We start from the raw sequence: 15,204 nt of genomic DNA on the forward strand, positions 1-15,204 counted from the left end.
ACGATGGACGACATCCGCCGCTTCCCGTCGGAGTCGCACATCTACTTTCTCGAATGCTCGGGCAACCCGGGCTTCGAGGCGATCAAGGGCAAGACGGCGTCGGACCTCGTCGGCCTCGTCAGCTGCGCCGAATGGACCGGCGTGCGCCTCGCGACGGTCCTGGCGGAGGCCGGGCTCAAGCCAGACGCGCGGTGGGTCGTGGCCGAGGGCGCGGACGCCGCCGCGCTGACCCGCAGTATCCCGATCGCAAAGTGCCTCGACGACGCCCTGCTGGTCTACAGCCAGAACGGCGAGCGGCTGCGCCCCCAGCAGGGCTACCCGCTCCGGGTGCTGCTGCCCGGCTACGAGGGCAACATGAGCGTGAAGTGGTTGCGCCGGCTCAACGTCACGGCGGAGCCGGCCTATTCCCGCGAGGAGACGTCGAAGTACACCGACCTGATGCCGGACGGCACGGCGCGGCAATTCACCTTCGTGATGGAGGCCAAGTCGATCATCACGCGGCCCTCGGGCACGCAGCGGATCGCCCCCGGCTTTCACGAGATCACTGGCCTTGCCTGGAGCGGGCGGGGCAAAATCCGCGGCGTGCAGGTCACGACCGACGGCGGAAGGACTTGGCAGGACGCATCCCTGCAGGAGCCGGTGCTCAACCGGGCGCTGACGCGGTTCCGCCTACCTTGGACTTGGGACGGGACGCCGACGACCATCGCGAGTCGGGCGATCGACGAGACCGGCTATGTGCAGCCGAGCTTCGAGGACCTGACGGCGGTGCGCGGTCTCAAGTCCTTCTACCACAACAACGCCGTCGTGCCCTGGCTCATCGCGGCGGACGGCGAGGTCGCCAATGGCTACGCGTAGGTTCGGCTCTCTCGTCGGCGTCGCTCTCATATTCGGCTTCGCCGGCGGCGCCCTGTCCGCTGAGCGCTACGGGATCGGCCATCCGGCGACGGAGCCGGAGATCGCTGCCTGGAACATCGACGTCGACCGGGACGGCCGGAAGCTTCCGCCGGGAAGCGGCAGCGTCGCCCACGGCCGCGATGTCTTCGAGGCGCAGTGCGCGTCCTGCCACGGCGCTCGGGGCGAAGGCGGGATCGGGGAACGGCTCGTCGGTGGGCAGGGTACGCTTGGCTCGACGAGGCCGGTCAAGACCGTCGGCAGCTTCTGGCCCTACGCACCGACGCTGTTCGATTATATTCGCCGCGCGATGCCGATGAATGCCCCGCAATCTCTCAGCGATGACGATGTCTATGCCGTCTCGGGCTACGTCCTTCACCTGAACGGGCTGGTTCCGGAGGGGGCCGTGCTCGACGCGAGATCCTTGGCGGCCGTTCGCATGCCGAACCGTGACGGGTTCGTCCCGGACCCAAGGCCGGATGTAAGGCCCTGACCGGACCTGATCGACGGTATCATGATCCTCGGGCGATACGCCGGTCATGAGGAAGTCTGGCCGTCAGGTTCGCAGCATCGGTCACCCTGCTTAGATCTCGCTGCGCACTCGGTAGCCACTCCGATCGCGGCCAGCCCCAGAGGCACCACGTCTTCGAGACAAGACCGTCGAGCGGTACGGTGCCCGGCGATCCGCATTGTCGCCACATGCGCCGAAGATCCGCCGGATCGGCCAAAATAAATATGCCTCGCCGACGATCATATTAGCAATTCCATCCAAGAACCGAGAATATAACGATCAACAGAATACAAAATTCTATCAGATCAATGAAAACGGGACATCGCGCGTTGCCAGGCGGCAGCGTTGCATCTTACACATCTGCCAATGGTCGGCGCACCGATCCGGGCTTTCAATCCGAGATTTTGATCGCTTTGAAAGAAACAATGTCGCGCCAATGTACTGATCTGGCGCGCATAAGATTGGCTTGGTGAAATCTGATGCAAAAGATAGTTCACCGCGCCGCGGCACTCACCGCCTGCGCTGTTTGGCTTGCGGGGCCAGCTTACGCGGCGCCGTCCGGTCCGGCCCCGAAGTCCGGTGGCACGATCACATGGGGCGTCGCGACCGAGCCAAGTTGCTTCGATCCGCACCGGTCGTCCCAGCAGGCAGCGTTCTTCGTCGCCCGGAACTACATCGACTCCCTGGTGGCCAAGCGCGCGGACGGGAGCTTCGCCCCCTGGCTCGCCACGGAGTGGTCGATCACGCCGGACGGCCTGACCTACACCTTCACGCTTCGCGACGGCGTCATCTTCCACGACGGCGTGCCGCTCGATGCTGAGGCGGTGAAGGCCAACTTCGACTTCGTAAAGAAGCCGGAGAACGCCGCTAACGCAGCCTCTTTACTCGACCGCTACGCGCGGGCCGAGGTCGTCGCTCCCAACATAGTGAGACTGATCCTCGCCCGGCCGGATTCGAGTTTCCTGGAATCCGTCTCCAACGTGAAGCTCGGGATCATCTCGCCGAAGGCTCTTGCCAAGGGCGATCTCTGCGGCGGCGGCCCGGCACTTGCCGGTACCGGCCCCTTCGTGTTCGCGGACTACGTGCGGGGCCAATCGGCTCGGTTCACCCGCAACACGGCCTATGCGTGGCCGCCCGGCTACGCTGCCCATTCCGGCCCGGCCTATCTCGATGGTTTCACGATCCGCTTCCTGCCGGAGGCGGCGGTACGGGCGGGCGCTCTCTCCTCGGGCCAGCTCGACGTCATCGAGGGCGTGCAGCCGACGGATGCTCCGCTGTTCGCCGATCAGCCGGACTTCACCCTGCTCAAGGGGCCGCTGGGCGCCGGCACGGCCTTCACCCTCAACGTCAACTACACCCGCGCGCCCGCCGACGACGTCCGCGTGCGGCGCGCCCTGCGCGACGGGTTCGACCCCGAGCCGATCGTGCGCCAGGTCTATCTGGGCACAGTCCCGCGGGCGTGGTCGATTATCGGCCCGGACAACCCAGCCTTCAACCGTGCGCTGATCGGCGGCTGGGGCCGGGACGTCGCTGGCGCCAACCGGCTTCTCGACGAGGCGGGCTGGACTGGCCGGGATCCAGCCGGGTTCCGCACCCGGGACGGCAAGCGCCTGACGATCGAGGTCGGCTATCCGCAGCCCTACGTGCGCGACAATCGCGAGGTGCTGATCCAGGGCATCCAAGCCGCGGTGCGCAAGAATATCGGCCTCGATCTCAACCTGCGCATAATCACGGCGGGCGAATACGCCAAGAATAACGCCGCCGGGACCTGGGCGATCTACCCCAACACCGACAATCCCTCTGATGCCGCCCGCGAACTCTGGGACATGCTCGGCTCGAAGGGCTTCCTCTACACCAACATTCCGAACCCGGACCCGGAGATCACCGGACTGGTCGACGAGGCACTCGCCGCCACGGATCTCGTGCGCAAGCGCGCGCTCACCGACCGGATCCAGACGCTCGGCATCGAGAAGGCGTACATCGTGCCGCTGTTCGCGCCGAGTTGGTTTCTAGCGGCCCGCAAGGGCGTCGAGGGCCTCGGCTTCGAGGCCGGCCTCGACTCGCCCGCCAACGGCTACGACGTTTGGCTTTCCGGGGAATAAGCCGATGGCGGTACGCTCGATCACGGTCCGCATCCTGAGCCGTCTGGCCACGAGCCTCTTGGTCGCCTGGGCAAGCGTGACCGCGACCTTCGTCGCGCTTCACGCCCTGCCGGGCCGGATCGAGGATATTCTCGCGGGCGACGTTGATTTCCCCGGGTTGCGCGAGGCGATCGCCGCCGAGTGGGGTCTGGACCGGAGCCTGCCGGCCCAATACGCCGACTTCCTGCTCCGCATCGCCCACGGCGATTTCGGCACCTCCTACGTGCTGCGCCGGCCAGTCATCGAGGTCGTCGGCTCCCAGCTGGGGCCGACCGTCGAACTCGCACTTGCGGGGGGGCTGCTGGCCGTCGTGCTGGCTGCCGGGCTCGCGCTCGCGACGGCCGGACGGGGGCGCATCGCCCGCGGACTCGCCTCGAGCCTGGAACTCGTCGCGGCCTCCACGCCGGTCTTCTGGCTCGGCATCCTTCTGCTGATGGCGTTCTCGTTCACCCTGCGCTGGTTCCCGGTGGCGGGCGCCAAGAGCTGGAACGCCCTCGTTCTACCGGCCATCGCTCTCGCCCTGCCGACCGCCGGACTCCTGGCCCAGGTCCTGCGCGAGGCGATGGAGAAGGCCCTCGATCAGCCCTTCGTCACCACGGTCCGGGCCCGCGGCGTCGGCGAGACCGCGATCCGGACCCGCCACGTTCTGCGCCACGCTCTTCTCCCGGCGGTGACCCTCGGAGGCTGGCTGATCGGCGGCCTGCTCGGCGGCGCCGTCATCACCGAGAAGGTGTTCGGCCGACCGGGGCTCGGCACGGTGACGCTCGGGGCGGTCCTGACCCACGACGTACCGGTGGTGCTGGCGGTGGTTCTGCTCGCTGCCCTCATCCACGTCGCCGCCTCGACCCTCCTCGACATCCTCTATCTCCTCATTGATCCGAGGCTCAGGGCCGCATGACCGCCTTCTCTCACCCTGCGCCCGCCACGGTCGCGCTCTCGTCCGAAGATCGCGTGGGGTCTACGGTCAGCGCGTCGGCCCCGGTCAGACGCGCGACGCGGTCCCGGCTGCGTCATCCACCGCGCTTCATCCTGGCGACCGGATTCCTCATCCTGCTGGCCCTCGTCGCTCTCGGGCCACGCTTTTTCACCGGCTACGACCCCCTCACCGGAGACGTGTCGGAGACCCTGCAAGCGCCGAGCTGGGTCCACCCCTTCGGTACGGACCGCCTCGGGCGCGATGTGCTCGCCCGGACCCTCTACGGCACGCGCTACTCGCTCCTGATCGGGCTGGCCGGCATGGCGGTCAGTGCCGCCGTGGGCGTGCTTCTCGGCGTCCTGGCGGGATTGCGCAGCCGCTTTCTGGACGAGGTGGTGTCGCGTCTCTTCGACGTGCTCTCGTCCTTTCCGGGCGTGCTGCTCGCCATGCTGGTCGTCACCTTCCTGGGGCAGGGTATGGCCAACATCGCCCTCGCGGTCGGCATCGCCGGCATCCCGAAATTCGGCCGGGTCGTGCGCGCGCAGACGCAGCTCGTGCGCGGCGCCGACTACGTGACCCACGCGACGATCTACGGGCTCGGGCGCCTCCAGGTCTTCCTGCGCCACGTTTTGCCGAACGTCTTGGTCGCGGTCCCGGTGATCGCCACCATCTACATCGGCAATACCATCCTTGTCGTGTCTGGCCTCAGCTTCCTGGGCCTGGGACCCCAGCCGCCGACGCCGGAATGGGGCGTGATGCTCGCTGAGAGCCGTGACGTGCTGCGGGTGGCGTGGTGGCCCGGCGTCTTCCCGGGGCTCGCGATCACACTGACGGTGATCGCCTTCAGCATCGTTGGGGGCGTTCTTCAGAAGCGCTATGAGGGACGTCTCGCATGATCGCGCTCAGCGAACCGCTCGTCGACGTCCGTGGCCTGTCGATCGCCTTCCCAGCCCAGAGGGATGAACCCGTGGTCGAGGGCATCGACCTCGCCATACATCCGGGCGAATGCGTCGCCTTGGTCGGCGAGTCCGGATCGGGTAAGAGCGTCACGGCGCGCAGCCTCCTGAACCTCGCGGGCGACGGTGCTCGCGTGGAGGCGGCGCAGTTCCGGATCCACGGCCGGGATGCGCGCATTTTCCGAGAGGCCGATTGGCGGCACCTGCGCGGCACCTTCACGGGTCTCGTGATGCAGGATGCGCTGGTGTCGCTCGATCCCCTGCGGACGATCGGCCAGGAGGTCGGCGAGGTGCTCACCGAGCACCGGCTGGTCTCTAGCCGTGTCGCGCTGGCGGAGCGCGTCCACGCGACGCTTGCGAAGGTCGGCATGCCGCGGCCGGCCGAGCGGGCCCGGCAGTTCGCCCATCAGCTCTCCGGCGGGCTCCGGCAACGGGCGCTGATCGCCGCCGCCATCGCGGCCGAGCCAGATCTGATCGTCGCGGACGAGCCGACAACGGCGCTCGATCCAGGCATCCAGGAACAAGTGCTCGCGGTCCTGGCCGCCCGCGTCCAGGAAGGCGCCGGCCTTCTTCTGATCAGCCACGATCTTGCACTCGTGGCACGGATCGCGCACCGCGTGATTGTGATGCGGGCCGGCCGCATCGTCGATGCCGGCGCGACCCAAGACGTCCTGACGCAGCCCCGGCATCCCTATACCCGCCAACTCCTCGCCGCGACCCCTTCCTTCGCCTCTCGGGGCGGGCGCTTAGCATCGGCGCGGATCGCCTGCGGCCACGATACATCCGCGATCACGCGCGACCCGCTTCCGTCGCGCGTGGCCGTCGAGCCGCGCCCCGTGCTCGAGGTTCGAAGCATCGCCAAGCACTACGCACAGCAGCGTGCCACGCCCGGCAAGATCGGCGCCTTCACCGCTCTGGAGGAGGTCAGCTTCACGGTGCGGGCCGGCGAGGTTCTCGGAATCATCGGCGCTTCGGGCTCGGGCAAATCGACCTGTGCCAAGATCGTCCTGGGTCTGCTCGAGCCGGATGCGGGCGAGGTGCGACTGCTCGGCGAGTCCTGGTCGGGTATTCCTGAGTCCCGACGACGCCCTCTGCGCCGGAGGCTCCAGTACATCCCGCAGGATCCGCTGAGCAGCTTCGATCCCCGCTACCGCGTCGAGGACATCGTGGCCGAGAACCTCCCGAACCCGGGCGCGAAGGATCGGCGCGCGCGCCTGCTGGCGCTCCTCGACCAAGTCGGCCTGAACGGCTGCGTACTCGATCGCCATCCGCGCGCCCTATCGGGCGGCCAGCGTCAGCGCGTGGCGATCGCCCGGGCTCTGGCCGCCGAGCCCGCGCTGATCGTGTGCGACGAGCCGGTGTCGGCCCTCGACATCGGCATCCAGGCGCAGATCCTGGATCTGTTGGCCGACCTCCAAAGCCAGCTCGGCACTGCCTTGTTATTCATTTCCCACGACTGGGGCGTGGTTCAGCACCTCGCCGATCGGGTGCTCGTGTTCCAGGATGGAAAAATCGTCGATCAGGGCAGCATCGTAGATGTTTTTGGAAGCAGGGGCCTGAGGAGCAGTCTGCCAAATCGGAATGCGGCTTGAGTGGCCGCGGAAGTCCTTCAGCGGACGACGCCCCAGCGCCGTACCGTCACCCTCTCCAGGGTGGCAAAGACGACATTTTCAACGGAGAGACCGATCAGAATGACGACAAGCAGGCCAGCGAAGACCCGGTCTGTGTAGAGTTCGTTGCGGTTCTGGTAGATGTACCACCCGAGGCCGCCCTTGCCGGAGGCTGCGCCGAACACGAGCTCGGCGGCGATCAGGGTGCGCCACGCGAAGGCCCAGCCGATCTTAAGACCCGACAGGATCGCCGGCAGCGCCGCCGGGATCAGGATCTGCCAGACGTAGGCGAGCCCGGTCAGCCCGTAGTTCCGGCCCGCCATGCGCAGGGTCTCGGGCACGCCCTGGAAGCCGGCGAAGGTGTTGAGCGCCAGCGGCCACAGGACCGCGTGGACCAGCACGAAGACAAGGCTACCGTTGCCGAGCCCGAACCAGAGTAGGGCCAGCGGCAGCAGCGCGATGGCCGGGAGCGGGTTGAACATCGCGGTTAGGGTCGAGAGCAGATCGCGACCGAACTGCGTCGAGACTGCCAGCGTCGTCAGCCCGAAGGCGAGGAGGGCGCCGATCGCGTAGCCCTGCGCCAGCACGGCGAGGGAGATGCGCACGCGCTCGATCAGTTCGCCGTCGGCCAGCCCCTCGGCCAGGGCCGACAGGGTTGCGGCGAAGCCCGGTAGCAGGAGGTCATTGTCCTTGAACCGCGCCAGTCCCTCCCAGGCCACGGCCAGGATCGCGAGGATCAGCGCCTTACGCAGCCAACTCTGCTGCCAGAGGCGCACGCCGATCGGCAGGGCGCGAGTGACCGGCGCCTCCACGAAGGGCGGCAGGACCCGATCGACCTCCGGGCGGATCGGCGGTACTGTCCGCGCTGTCGTGGCGAAAGCGGTCATGCGGCGCTCCCGTCGGTCTCGAATAAGCGCTCGTGCAGGCGCCGGGCGGCGGCCTGGAACTCGCGGCTGCCGAGGCTCGTCAAATCGAAGGCGTGGCTGTTGATCTCGCTGCGCACCCGCCCCGGATGGGGCGAGAGCAGCGCCACCCGGTTCCCGACGACCAGGGCCTCCTCGATGGAGTGGGTCACGAATAGCAGCGTGAAGCGGACCTCGTCCCAGAGGGCCAGCAGCTCCTCCTGCATCCGGCGCCGGGTGAGGGCGTCGAGCGCCGCGAAGGGCTCGTCCATCAGCAGCACCCGGGGCTGCATGGCGAGCGCCCGGGCGATCGCCACGCGCTGCTTCATGCCCCCGGAAAGCTGGTGCGGGTAGCTGTTGGCGAAGGACGTTAGGCCGACCTTGTCGATGGCCTGCCGCGCCCGCTCCACGGCCTCGCGCCGGCCGAGGCGGCGGGAGGCGCGCAGAGGGAAGGCCACGTTCTGCAGCACCGTCTTCCACGGCGGCAGCTGGTCGAATTCCTGGAACACGACAATGCGGTCCGGCCCCGGTCCCCGCACGGGCACGCCGTCCAGGGTGATCTCACCCTCGATGGGCGGGATGAACCCCGCCACGGCCTTGAGCAGGGTGGATTTGCCGCAGCCCGAAGGACCGAGCAGCACGAAGCGATCCGCCTCGAAGACGTCGAGGTCGATGCGATGCGCGGCGCGCACGACCCGCGCTGGCGTGCGGTATTCGAGGCTGACGCCCGCGATGCGCAGGAGCGGGTCTGGCAAGGTGGGTGACGCCGTGGCCGGGCCGCTCCGGGCCGCGGTCTCCGGCTCCGGAGGCACGACGCGGAAGCTCGTTTCCGTCAGGGTCATGCGCCTGCTCAGCTACCGGTGGCGGTGCGCGGGCTGGCGAAGAAATAGTCCGACAGGCTCTTCGGCTCCGCCTTAATCGCGCCCACCCGGTGCATGAACTGGCCGAGGCCGAGGGTGTTCTGCGGCTCGATCTTGAAGCTGACCTGCGGGTTCTTGATCACTTTAAGAAGAAATTCTCGGTCGAGCTTGCTGTTCGTCGCACTTAGGTAGATGTCGGCCGCTTTCTCGGGGTTAGCCGTGACGAACTTCGCCGCCTCGTCGAGGGCGTCGACGAAGGCTGCATAGGTCTTCGGGCTCTCCTTGTAGAAGCGCTCGGTCGCGTACAGGACCGTCGAGGACGAGGGGCCGCCCTGGACATCATAGGAGTTCAGGACAACGTGGGCGTTCGGGTTCTCGGCTAGTTCCTGGTCCTGGAAGGGCGGGTTGGCGAAGTGACCCGTCACTTCGGTACCGCCCTTGACGATCGCTGCCGTTGCCTCAGGATGCGGGATCGCGACGGTGAGCTTGTCGAGCTTGGCGAAGTCCTTGTCGCCCCAGAGCTTGGCCGACGCCCATTGCAGGATGCGCGACTGCACCGACACGCCGACCGCAGGCACGGCGATGCGGTCGGAGTCGGTGAAGTCCGCAATGGTCTTCACGCCCGGCCGATTGCTGACGAGGTAGTAGGGAAAGTTGCCGAGCGAGGCGACGCCCTTCACGCCCTGCCGCCCACGGGTGCGGTCCCACAGGGTAAAGAGCGGTCCGACGCCAGCCCCGCCGATATCGACCGAGCCAGAGAGCAGCGCGTCGTTCACGGCCGAGCCGCCGGAGAGCTGCATGTACTCGACCGCGATATCGAGGCCCGCCTCCTTACCGTGCTTTTCGACGAGCTTCTGATCCTCGATGACATTCAGGAGCAGGTAGACGACGCCGAACTGCTTGGCGATGCGCAGCCGGCCTTCCGCCGCCGCTGCGGGACCGATCATCCCGGCAAGCGCTAGACTCCCGACTATGAGGGTAAACCGCCTGCGCGCACGCCGGCTCCAGCGCTGATTGAACATGTCTGGCTCCAGAATGCCTGTATCGTCGCGGAGATACGGACTTATTCACGAAAAAGAGATGCAGGTCTGACTATTTATTGCAGGCCAGTCAACAAGAAGATTGTTTTACTCATATGAAGGCAAGTGGATTTTCCAACTATAAATTCCTTCGACTGTGGAAATCCAACCCTGTGGGAGCCGGCGCGTTGGCTTCGCTCAGCGGGGTCCACGGTTCATCGGGCTTATGTGCAGAGGGCGACTTTCGGCGCACCCCAGGGCCGCCCATGAAGGGGATGGCCCTGCGCAGAGAACCGGAGCCGCCATGGCGCGCATGCCGTCGTTGATGTTTTGGTCGCAGCGCCGCACCGGCGTGCTCGCTCTGGCGAAACTCCCGACCGACGCAGGCCAGGTCGGCATCGCCTGGAAAATCGTTGCGGCGCGAGCGGTGCAAGGTGGCTCGCCCTGGAATGGCTGGAGCGCGGGGGCCGCCGGTGCGTGAGACCGGCAAGCGCGAGTTCGGCACGCGCTTGATCTCCGGCGGGGCCAGCTGTGAGCTCGGCGGCACGGTCAGCCTGGAGTTCGCGCCCAGGGGCCTGCGCCGCAGCTTCGACGTGCCCCTCGACGGTCTCGACAGGCTCACCGCGTTCGTGGCTCCGACCGAAGTGCGGCCGGTCGACTGGGCCTGATGGCTTAACCCGACCTTAAACGACCCGTTCAGCCTGCGGCAGCGGCATGTCGGCATGCTCCAACCGTCCTCAAACGGCACCGACACGCGCAAGGAGCTGTCCCATGCCCATCATGCCCTGGATCCACGACGCGCTCTATGTCGGCGGCTTCGCCGGCCTCGCCCTCGTGGCGCGGCAGGCGCTCGTAGGGCGCGATCTCAGGCTGTCCGGCCTGCCGGGTCTCGAACACCTGCGCCGGCCTTTCAGGCTCGGCACCATGACCGGCGAGCGGCCCTCGTTCACCTCGGCACGGACCAGCGGTAACACCGCCTTCGACGAATGGCGCGACGGCGAGATCTGCCGCATCGAGGCACAACGCCGAGATCTTGAAATCCGTCTCCATGATTTCGAAGACTTCGTCGACAAGCTGAAGCGCGCCACGGATCGCGCGACCTTCGAGCGCTTCACGGCGGAACATCCCACCGGGCCAGCGACCGCGTCCGACATAGCCCGAACCGCCGGCCAGCCAGATCACCGACCCGGTTAGCACCCGATACTGGCCCTGAGGCGGGACGGCGCGCAGGAGGTCTTCTGCCTCGTATGGCTTCTAGATCACTGGCGCGTCGGAAAAATCTTCAGAGATGCGGAAGCCTTGGCCGAAAGCGGTGGGGGAACCATAGGGGGCTCCCGGGGCGTAAACTGCCCCGGGTCGAACGCGTCAGGCCTTGCCTGTGACCTTATCGGCGACATGCTTGGCCCCGTCCTTGACGTCGCCTGTGGCCTTCTGGGCACCGCCTTTGAGTTCCTGCGCCTTGCCCTCGACCTTCAGCCTGTCGTTGTCGGTCGCGTTGCCGATGCCCTGCTTCACGTTGCCGACGGCCTCGTTGGCCAGGCCCTTGATCTTGTCGGTGGTGCTGCTCATGGCGGTTCTCCTTCGCGACCAGGGCGGCCACGGGTACCGGGAGCGGCTCTCGCCCAGGCGTCGTTCCGCGTGGTCGGTCACGGTCACGGGAGGGTCGTGACGCGCGCCCGGCGGAAGCCCGAATCGACTCGAAGGGTAGCGCGTAGCGGGCGGCGCTACGCTTGACCGGCTACGAAAATGTGCTGGCCGCTGGCTTGAGCGATTTCCGTTTCGGAGACGCACACGAGAGCCATCTGGTGACTGGAATAGGCGCACAGCCGAACGTTAGCTTTCTGACAACATGGCTCGATCCGGTCGATCACCCACAGCGGACTAGAGATCCTCGATCCACTGGTGGAAGGGCTGCGCGGCGGGCGCGGCGGCGGCACCAGCGCACTTCGAGGAGTTCGGTCACCAAGTCGACGCCCCTCGAACATTGGTTTCCACGCTCAGATTGAGGTCACGGGCCCGGGCCTGAGCGGCCTTCGGGCTACGGCCCTCAAGGTCTGCGGATTAGGTGGCATGTCGATGGACCTCGGCATCCGCGAGTCCGAAGCGAATGGGAAACCTGCGCGACTGGGGCTAAGCGAGCGTTGCCGCTGATACAAATCAGAAATCTTTCAAGAAGGAGAATGATATCCGCCGCATTCTCGCAGAAACCCGTGAATATCACTTGACTATCGTTCGCATTTGCCCCGTTCGTGGCGCAGCTATCGAGGAGTTGCAAATGGACGAGAGTCCCACAATTTTTGCTTCGGAACAGACCGACTTTATTGAACTGACCACCGAGATCGTTGCGGCCTATGTGTCGAAGAATTCGGTGCGACCGGGCGACCTTCCGCCTCTCCTGGCCGAGGTCCATGGGGCTCTTTCCGGGCTCAAGGGTGCCGCTGCTTCCGCCGAGTCAAAGGTAGAGAAGGCGACCCCCTCGCAGATCCGGAAATCCATCACACCCGACGCGCTGATCAGCTTCATCGACGGCAAGCCGTACAAGACCCTCAAGCGGCACCTGACCGGCGCCGGCCTGACGTTCGAGGAGTACCGGGAGCGCTTCGGCCTACCGCGGGACTACCCGACCACGGCGGCCAACTACTCAGCCATGCGTGCCGAGTTCGCTCGCAACGCGGGGCTGGGGACACAGCGCCGGAACGCAGCCCCGAAGGCTGCTGCCGCCGACGAGACGGTTGCGGAGGCGCCCAAGGCCTGGGGCCGGAAGAAGGTGGTCGAGCCTACCGCGGCACCGGCCGAGAAGCCTGCCCACACTCGTAAATCGAAGAAGGCCGCTGCAGCCGCGTAGCCAACCCGGTAACTCGCTGGCTATTCGTTCGTGGCCATCGTGCTACAGTCCGGCTCAGGCGCCCGTCTCAACCGCTGACGCCGAACCAGAGGTCCCGCGTTGACACTACGGCCTCTGGTGAGAAGCCCGCCCGGTTCACCGGCGCGGGCTTTTCGCGATGCCGCGGCACTCAGCTCACCGCGTTGGGCTGATTACCTACGAAGGGACCGATCCCGGCTGCCTCCACTGTCGCGAGGAAGGCGGCATGGGCATCCGCATCCGATTCGAATGTGCCCTGCCAGCGGGAACAGCCGGAGAAGTGCACCACCTCCATCCGCCATCGATCCTGCGTGCCGGCAAGGCGGTAGATCTCGACCTCGACCTCGTGTCCGTCGCGCGTGAAGAAGCCCGATAGCGGGGAATGCTCGAAGTCGTTTTCTTCGTCATCCATAATTGCCGTCTCGAATTGCTACGCTATGCACAGCCGAACGGATCACCAGAACCAGATCAGTCGGGCCGCCTGCATATAGATCGGCACCCAGATGGCGATCGCAGCGACGACTGAGGCGATGACCAGCGGCAGCGGAGGGCGATTTGTCGCTCTACCCTGAAAGCCCGTAGGAGCGATCGCTTCAGTCACTTCAGTGATCCCAAATCAAAATCCGTGGCGGCTCAGGCCAGCAGCAAACGTAATGGCGCATCAATCAGAGCAGAAGGCGGCAGCTGCATTCGCAATGCGCATTTCTGATATGTCGTGAACAGAGAATTTGACGAATATCCCTATCGCTCAGATATTTACAATCTTCAATTTTGCGCCATGAATCTAAATTCTGCCAACCGCCGATCACGTCTCCGTGACTCGGCGTCGGCTTGAAGATTTGGGTGAGAATGACCGAAAGGCACGCGTCCTCACCATCAGGGAAAACCGCATGCCGCGCTACTTCTTCAAAATCGGCAGCAGTGTCGAAAACGAAGAAGACGGGGGTGTCGAACTTCCTGACCGAGACGCCCTGCGCGTGATGATTCGCCGGACGTTAACCGCGATGCTCCGTGACGAGGCGGATAACTGTGGGGTCAACGCGTTGACTGCCAAGGTCTACGATGAGGACCGACGACTGGTTATGCGAGCACAGGTCAGCCTCACCGTCGTCGAGCTGTAGTATCGCATCGGGCTCACATGCTGGTGAGATCGGACGCCTCCACGCCCCGCGAGCAAGTCGTGGCATGGCCGAGCGGATGAGACGCGGTCAGCCTCGCGCAGCTCGCCAGCCCGCGGCCTTCGCCTCGTCCTCGCTGCAGAACATGCGCTCGCCGGAGCTCGTGGCGATGACGGTCCGGTCGTAGTCCCGCGTCCCGGGCAGGTGGTAGATCTTGTCGCCCTTACGCGAGATGTTGCCCTTGATCGCACAGGCGGCCTGTAAGGGCGCCGGAGCGACCGCCGGTGGCTTCTCCATCTCCGGCCGGGTCTCGATGCCGCTGGCGCGCTTGGCGCGCCTCCAGTCTGATGGCGGATCAAAGGTGCCAGCCCAGAGCCCGCGCTTCAGCGCCCTCGCGGTGGTCTCGGCCCCGACGTAGTCGCGGGAGTAGCGCTGGTAGGCCGTGGCATAGCCCTGGCTCACCATCCAGGCGTTTAGGTCCTCGTCGCCCTTCCGACACACCGCAACGGTGCGGCCGTACCGGTCGGTATCGCGCGGCTCGCACGAGATGTTCGCCTCTCCGATCCGGTCCGCCAGAGCGAGCGCCGCCACCTGCCCGCAGCGGTAGGACTTCCCGGCAGCGTCCTGGCAGAGCTGCGCGCTCTCGGGCGCGTCGATGCCGTGCAGCCGGATGCGGGTCCCACGGATCACGACGGTGTCTCCGTCGGTGACGGAGGCACGGCCCACGATTGGCTCGGCGGCCAGGGCAGGGCCGGTGAGGATCAGAAGGGCGGCGAGGGAGTGGCGCATCTGCGAGCGATAGCGCATCTCTGCCTGTGGGGAAGCCCGTCTAAGAGGTCGCGCGGCGCGGCGACACGCAGGCTCGCTAGCGGACTAATCGGCTGCCCAGCAAACCTCACGCTCGCCGAGATCCTTGACCGCACCTCGTTGGAACGAACTGCCGGTCCACACGATCTCCTCGAACTTGCAGCGGTCCTCCGCGATATAGCGAGCGGCAATCAGCCGGCTGTTGACCTGGTATTTCATGTCGAGCGAGAGCTGATCCTCGCCCCCAAGCGGTGAGTCGAACACCCTTCCTGTTTGAACATCGACCACAGGCACGAACACGCATCCGGCCCCGCAGCCGATAGGCACAAGGGTGAGGTGGCCTGCGAAGTTCGGACCGGCCTTGGCACCGGCCAGGATGCGGGTGCGATATGAGGCGTGCTGGCGGTCACGGCCTCGAAAATCCGGAAGGCCGATGGGTCCGCGGTATGGAGCGACCGCATAGGCGGCGAAGTCCGGCGCCTTCGGCTGGGTCGCCACGGTAGGTGCACTGGGTGAACCGCACCCCGTTTTGACCGGACAGGCGGCATAGCTCACGAAGGCATAGGCGTTGGCCTATGGGTAAGGCTATGTCATCCGATCCGACCGCCCC

General features: G+C 66.2%; 18 protein-coding genes. 11 read left to right on the forward strand and 7 right to left on the reverse strand.

What is annotated here, in order from left to right; genetic code table 11:
- The 6 genes from soxC to BLW78_RS30095 all read left to right on the forward strand — a co-directional run.
- The coding region (soxC, locus tag BLW78_RS30070) for a sulfite dehydrogenase (protein WP_091683926.1) at positions 1 to 855 on the forward strand (855 nt) is incomplete at its 5' end.
- Entirely contained in the window at positions 842 to 1,384 is a 543-nt protein-coding gene (locus tag BLW78_RS30075) for a c-type cytochrome (protein WP_091683928.1), read from the forward strand. The genes soxC and BLW78_RS30075, both read left to right, overlap by 14 nt.
- Before the next feature lie 497 nt (positions 1,385 to 1,881).
- On the forward strand, positions 1,882 to 3,504 hold the full coding sequence (locus BLW78_RS30080) for an ABC transporter substrate-binding protein (RefSeq protein ID WP_091683930.1): 1,623 nt from the start codon (positions 1,882 to 1,884) through the stop codon (positions 3,502 to 3,504).
- A 4-nt stretch (positions 3,505 to 3,508) separates the two neighbouring features.
- Entirely contained in the window at positions 3,509 to 4,441 is a 933-nt protein-coding gene (locus BLW78_RS30085; protein WP_210186910.1) for an ABC transporter permease, read from the forward strand.
- Entirely contained in the window at positions 4,438 to 5,355 is a 918-nt protein-coding gene (locus BLW78_RS30090) for an ABC transporter permease (RefSeq protein ID WP_091683932.1), read from the forward strand. The genes BLW78_RS30085 and BLW78_RS30090 overlap by 4 nt, the downstream gene beginning before the upstream one ends.
- Positions 5,352 to 7,007: a nickel ABC transporter ATP-binding protein NikE gene (locus BLW78_RS30095; RefSeq protein ID WP_091683934.1), complete on the forward strand. Its 1,656-nt coding sequence runs from the start codon at positions 5,352 to 5,354 to the stop codon at positions 7,005 to 7,007. The genes BLW78_RS30090 and BLW78_RS30095 overlap by 4 nt, the downstream gene beginning before the upstream one ends.
- 17 nt (positions 7,008 to 7,024) lie before the next feature.
- Here BLW78_RS30095 and BLW78_RS30100 read toward each other — a convergent pair whose 3' ends face one another.
- From BLW78_RS30100 to BLW78_RS30110, 3 genes are read right to left on the reverse strand one after another with little or no spacing between them, the layout of a single operon-like run.
- The gene (locus tag BLW78_RS30100) at positions 7,025 to 7,912 is read right to left on the reverse strand and encodes an ABC transporter permease (RefSeq protein WP_091683936.1); all 888 of its coding nucleotides are present in this window, start codon (positions 7,910 to 7,912) and stop codon (positions 7,025 to 7,027) included.
- Positions 7,909 to 8,769, reverse strand: coding sequence for an ABC transporter ATP-binding protein (locus BLW78_RS30105; RefSeq protein WP_244527114.1), 861 nt, complete (start codon positions 8,767 to 8,769; stop codon positions 7,909 to 7,911). The genes BLW78_RS30100 and BLW78_RS30105 overlap by 4 nt, the downstream gene beginning before the upstream one ends.
- Positions 8,770 to 8,777: 8 nt before the next feature.
- On the reverse strand, positions 8,778 to 9,809 hold the full coding sequence (locus tag BLW78_RS30110; RefSeq protein ID WP_091683938.1) for an ABC transporter substrate-binding protein: 1,032 nt from the start codon (positions 9,807 to 9,809) through the stop codon (positions 8,778 to 8,780).
- Between the two features lie 301 nt (positions 9,810 to 10,110).
- Between BLW78_RS30110 and BLW78_RS31600 the strand changes: the two genes are divergently transcribed.
- The 3 genes from BLW78_RS31600 to BLW78_RS30120 all read left to right on the forward strand — a co-directional run bounded on the left by BLW78_RS31600 (position 10,111) and on the right by BLW78_RS30120 (position 11,000).
- The gene (locus BLW78_RS31600) at positions 10,111 to 10,287 is read left to right on the forward strand and encodes a hypothetical protein (RefSeq protein ID WP_170855293.1); all 177 of its coding nucleotides are present in this window, start codon (positions 10,111 to 10,113) and stop codon (positions 10,285 to 10,287) included.
- Positions 10,280 to 10,474, forward strand: a complete 195-nt coding sequence (locus tag BLW78_RS30115; RefSeq protein ID WP_091683940.1) for a hypothetical protein — start codon at positions 10,280 to 10,282, stop codon at positions 10,472 to 10,474. Before BLW78_RS31600 ends, BLW78_RS30115 begins: the two co-directional genes overlap by 8 nt.
- 103 nt (positions 10,475 to 10,577) lie before the next feature.
- Entirely contained in the window at positions 10,578 to 11,000 is a 423-nt protein-coding gene (locus BLW78_RS30120) for a DUF2852 domain-containing protein (RefSeq protein WP_091683942.1), read from the forward strand.
- 171 nt (positions 11,001 to 11,171) lie between these two features.
- Here the strand turns inward: BLW78_RS30120 and BLW78_RS30125 are convergent, their stop codons facing one another.
- Positions 11,172 to 11,375, reverse strand: a complete 204-nt coding sequence (locus BLW78_RS30125) for a CsbD family protein (protein WP_091683944.1) — start codon at positions 11,373 to 11,375, stop codon at positions 11,172 to 11,174.
- Positions 11,376 to 12,081: 706 nt separating this feature from the next.
- Between BLW78_RS30125 and BLW78_RS30130 the strand changes: the two genes are divergently transcribed.
- On the forward strand, positions 12,082 to 12,651 hold the full coding sequence (locus BLW78_RS30130; RefSeq protein ID WP_091683946.1) for a Ros/MucR family transcriptional regulator: 570 nt from the start codon (positions 12,082 to 12,084) through the stop codon (positions 12,649 to 12,651).
- A 169-nt stretch (positions 12,652 to 12,820) separates the two neighbouring features.
- On the opposite strand, the gene BLW78_RS30135 is transcribed toward BLW78_RS30130, so the two are convergent.
- Entirely contained in the window at positions 12,821 to 13,081 is a 261-nt protein-coding gene (locus tag BLW78_RS30135) for a hypothetical protein (RefSeq protein ID WP_091683948.1), read from the reverse strand.
- A 478-nt stretch (positions 13,082 to 13,559) separates the two neighbouring features.
- Here BLW78_RS30135 and BLW78_RS30140 point away from each other — a divergent pair, with 478 nt between their 5' ends.
- Positions 13,560 to 13,790 (forward strand): DUF6894 family protein, encoded by a 231-nt coding sequence (locus tag BLW78_RS30140; protein ID WP_091683950.1) that lies wholly within the window; start codon positions 13,560 to 13,562, stop codon positions 13,788 to 13,790.
- An 87-nt stretch (positions 13,791 to 13,877) separates the two neighbouring features.
- Here BLW78_RS30140 and BLW78_RS30145 read toward each other — a convergent pair whose 3' ends face one another.
- Complete coding sequence (locus tag BLW78_RS30145; RefSeq protein ID WP_170855294.1) at positions 13,878 to 14,594, reverse strand: thermonuclease family protein; 717 nt, start codon at positions 14,592 to 14,594, stop codon at positions 13,878 to 13,880.
- A gap of 66 nt (positions 14,595 to 14,660) precedes the next feature.
- Entirely contained in the window at positions 14,661 to 15,092 is a 432-nt protein-coding gene (locus tag BLW78_RS31195) for a hypothetical protein (RefSeq protein ID WP_139307795.1), read from the reverse strand.
- Positions 15,093 to 15,204: the final 112 nt, after the last annotated feature.

The organism is Methylobacterium sp. 275MFSha3.1 (genome assembly GCF_900108435.1).
GTDB lineage: Bacteria > Pseudomonadota > Alphaproteobacteria > Rhizobiales > Beijerinckiaceae > Methylobacterium.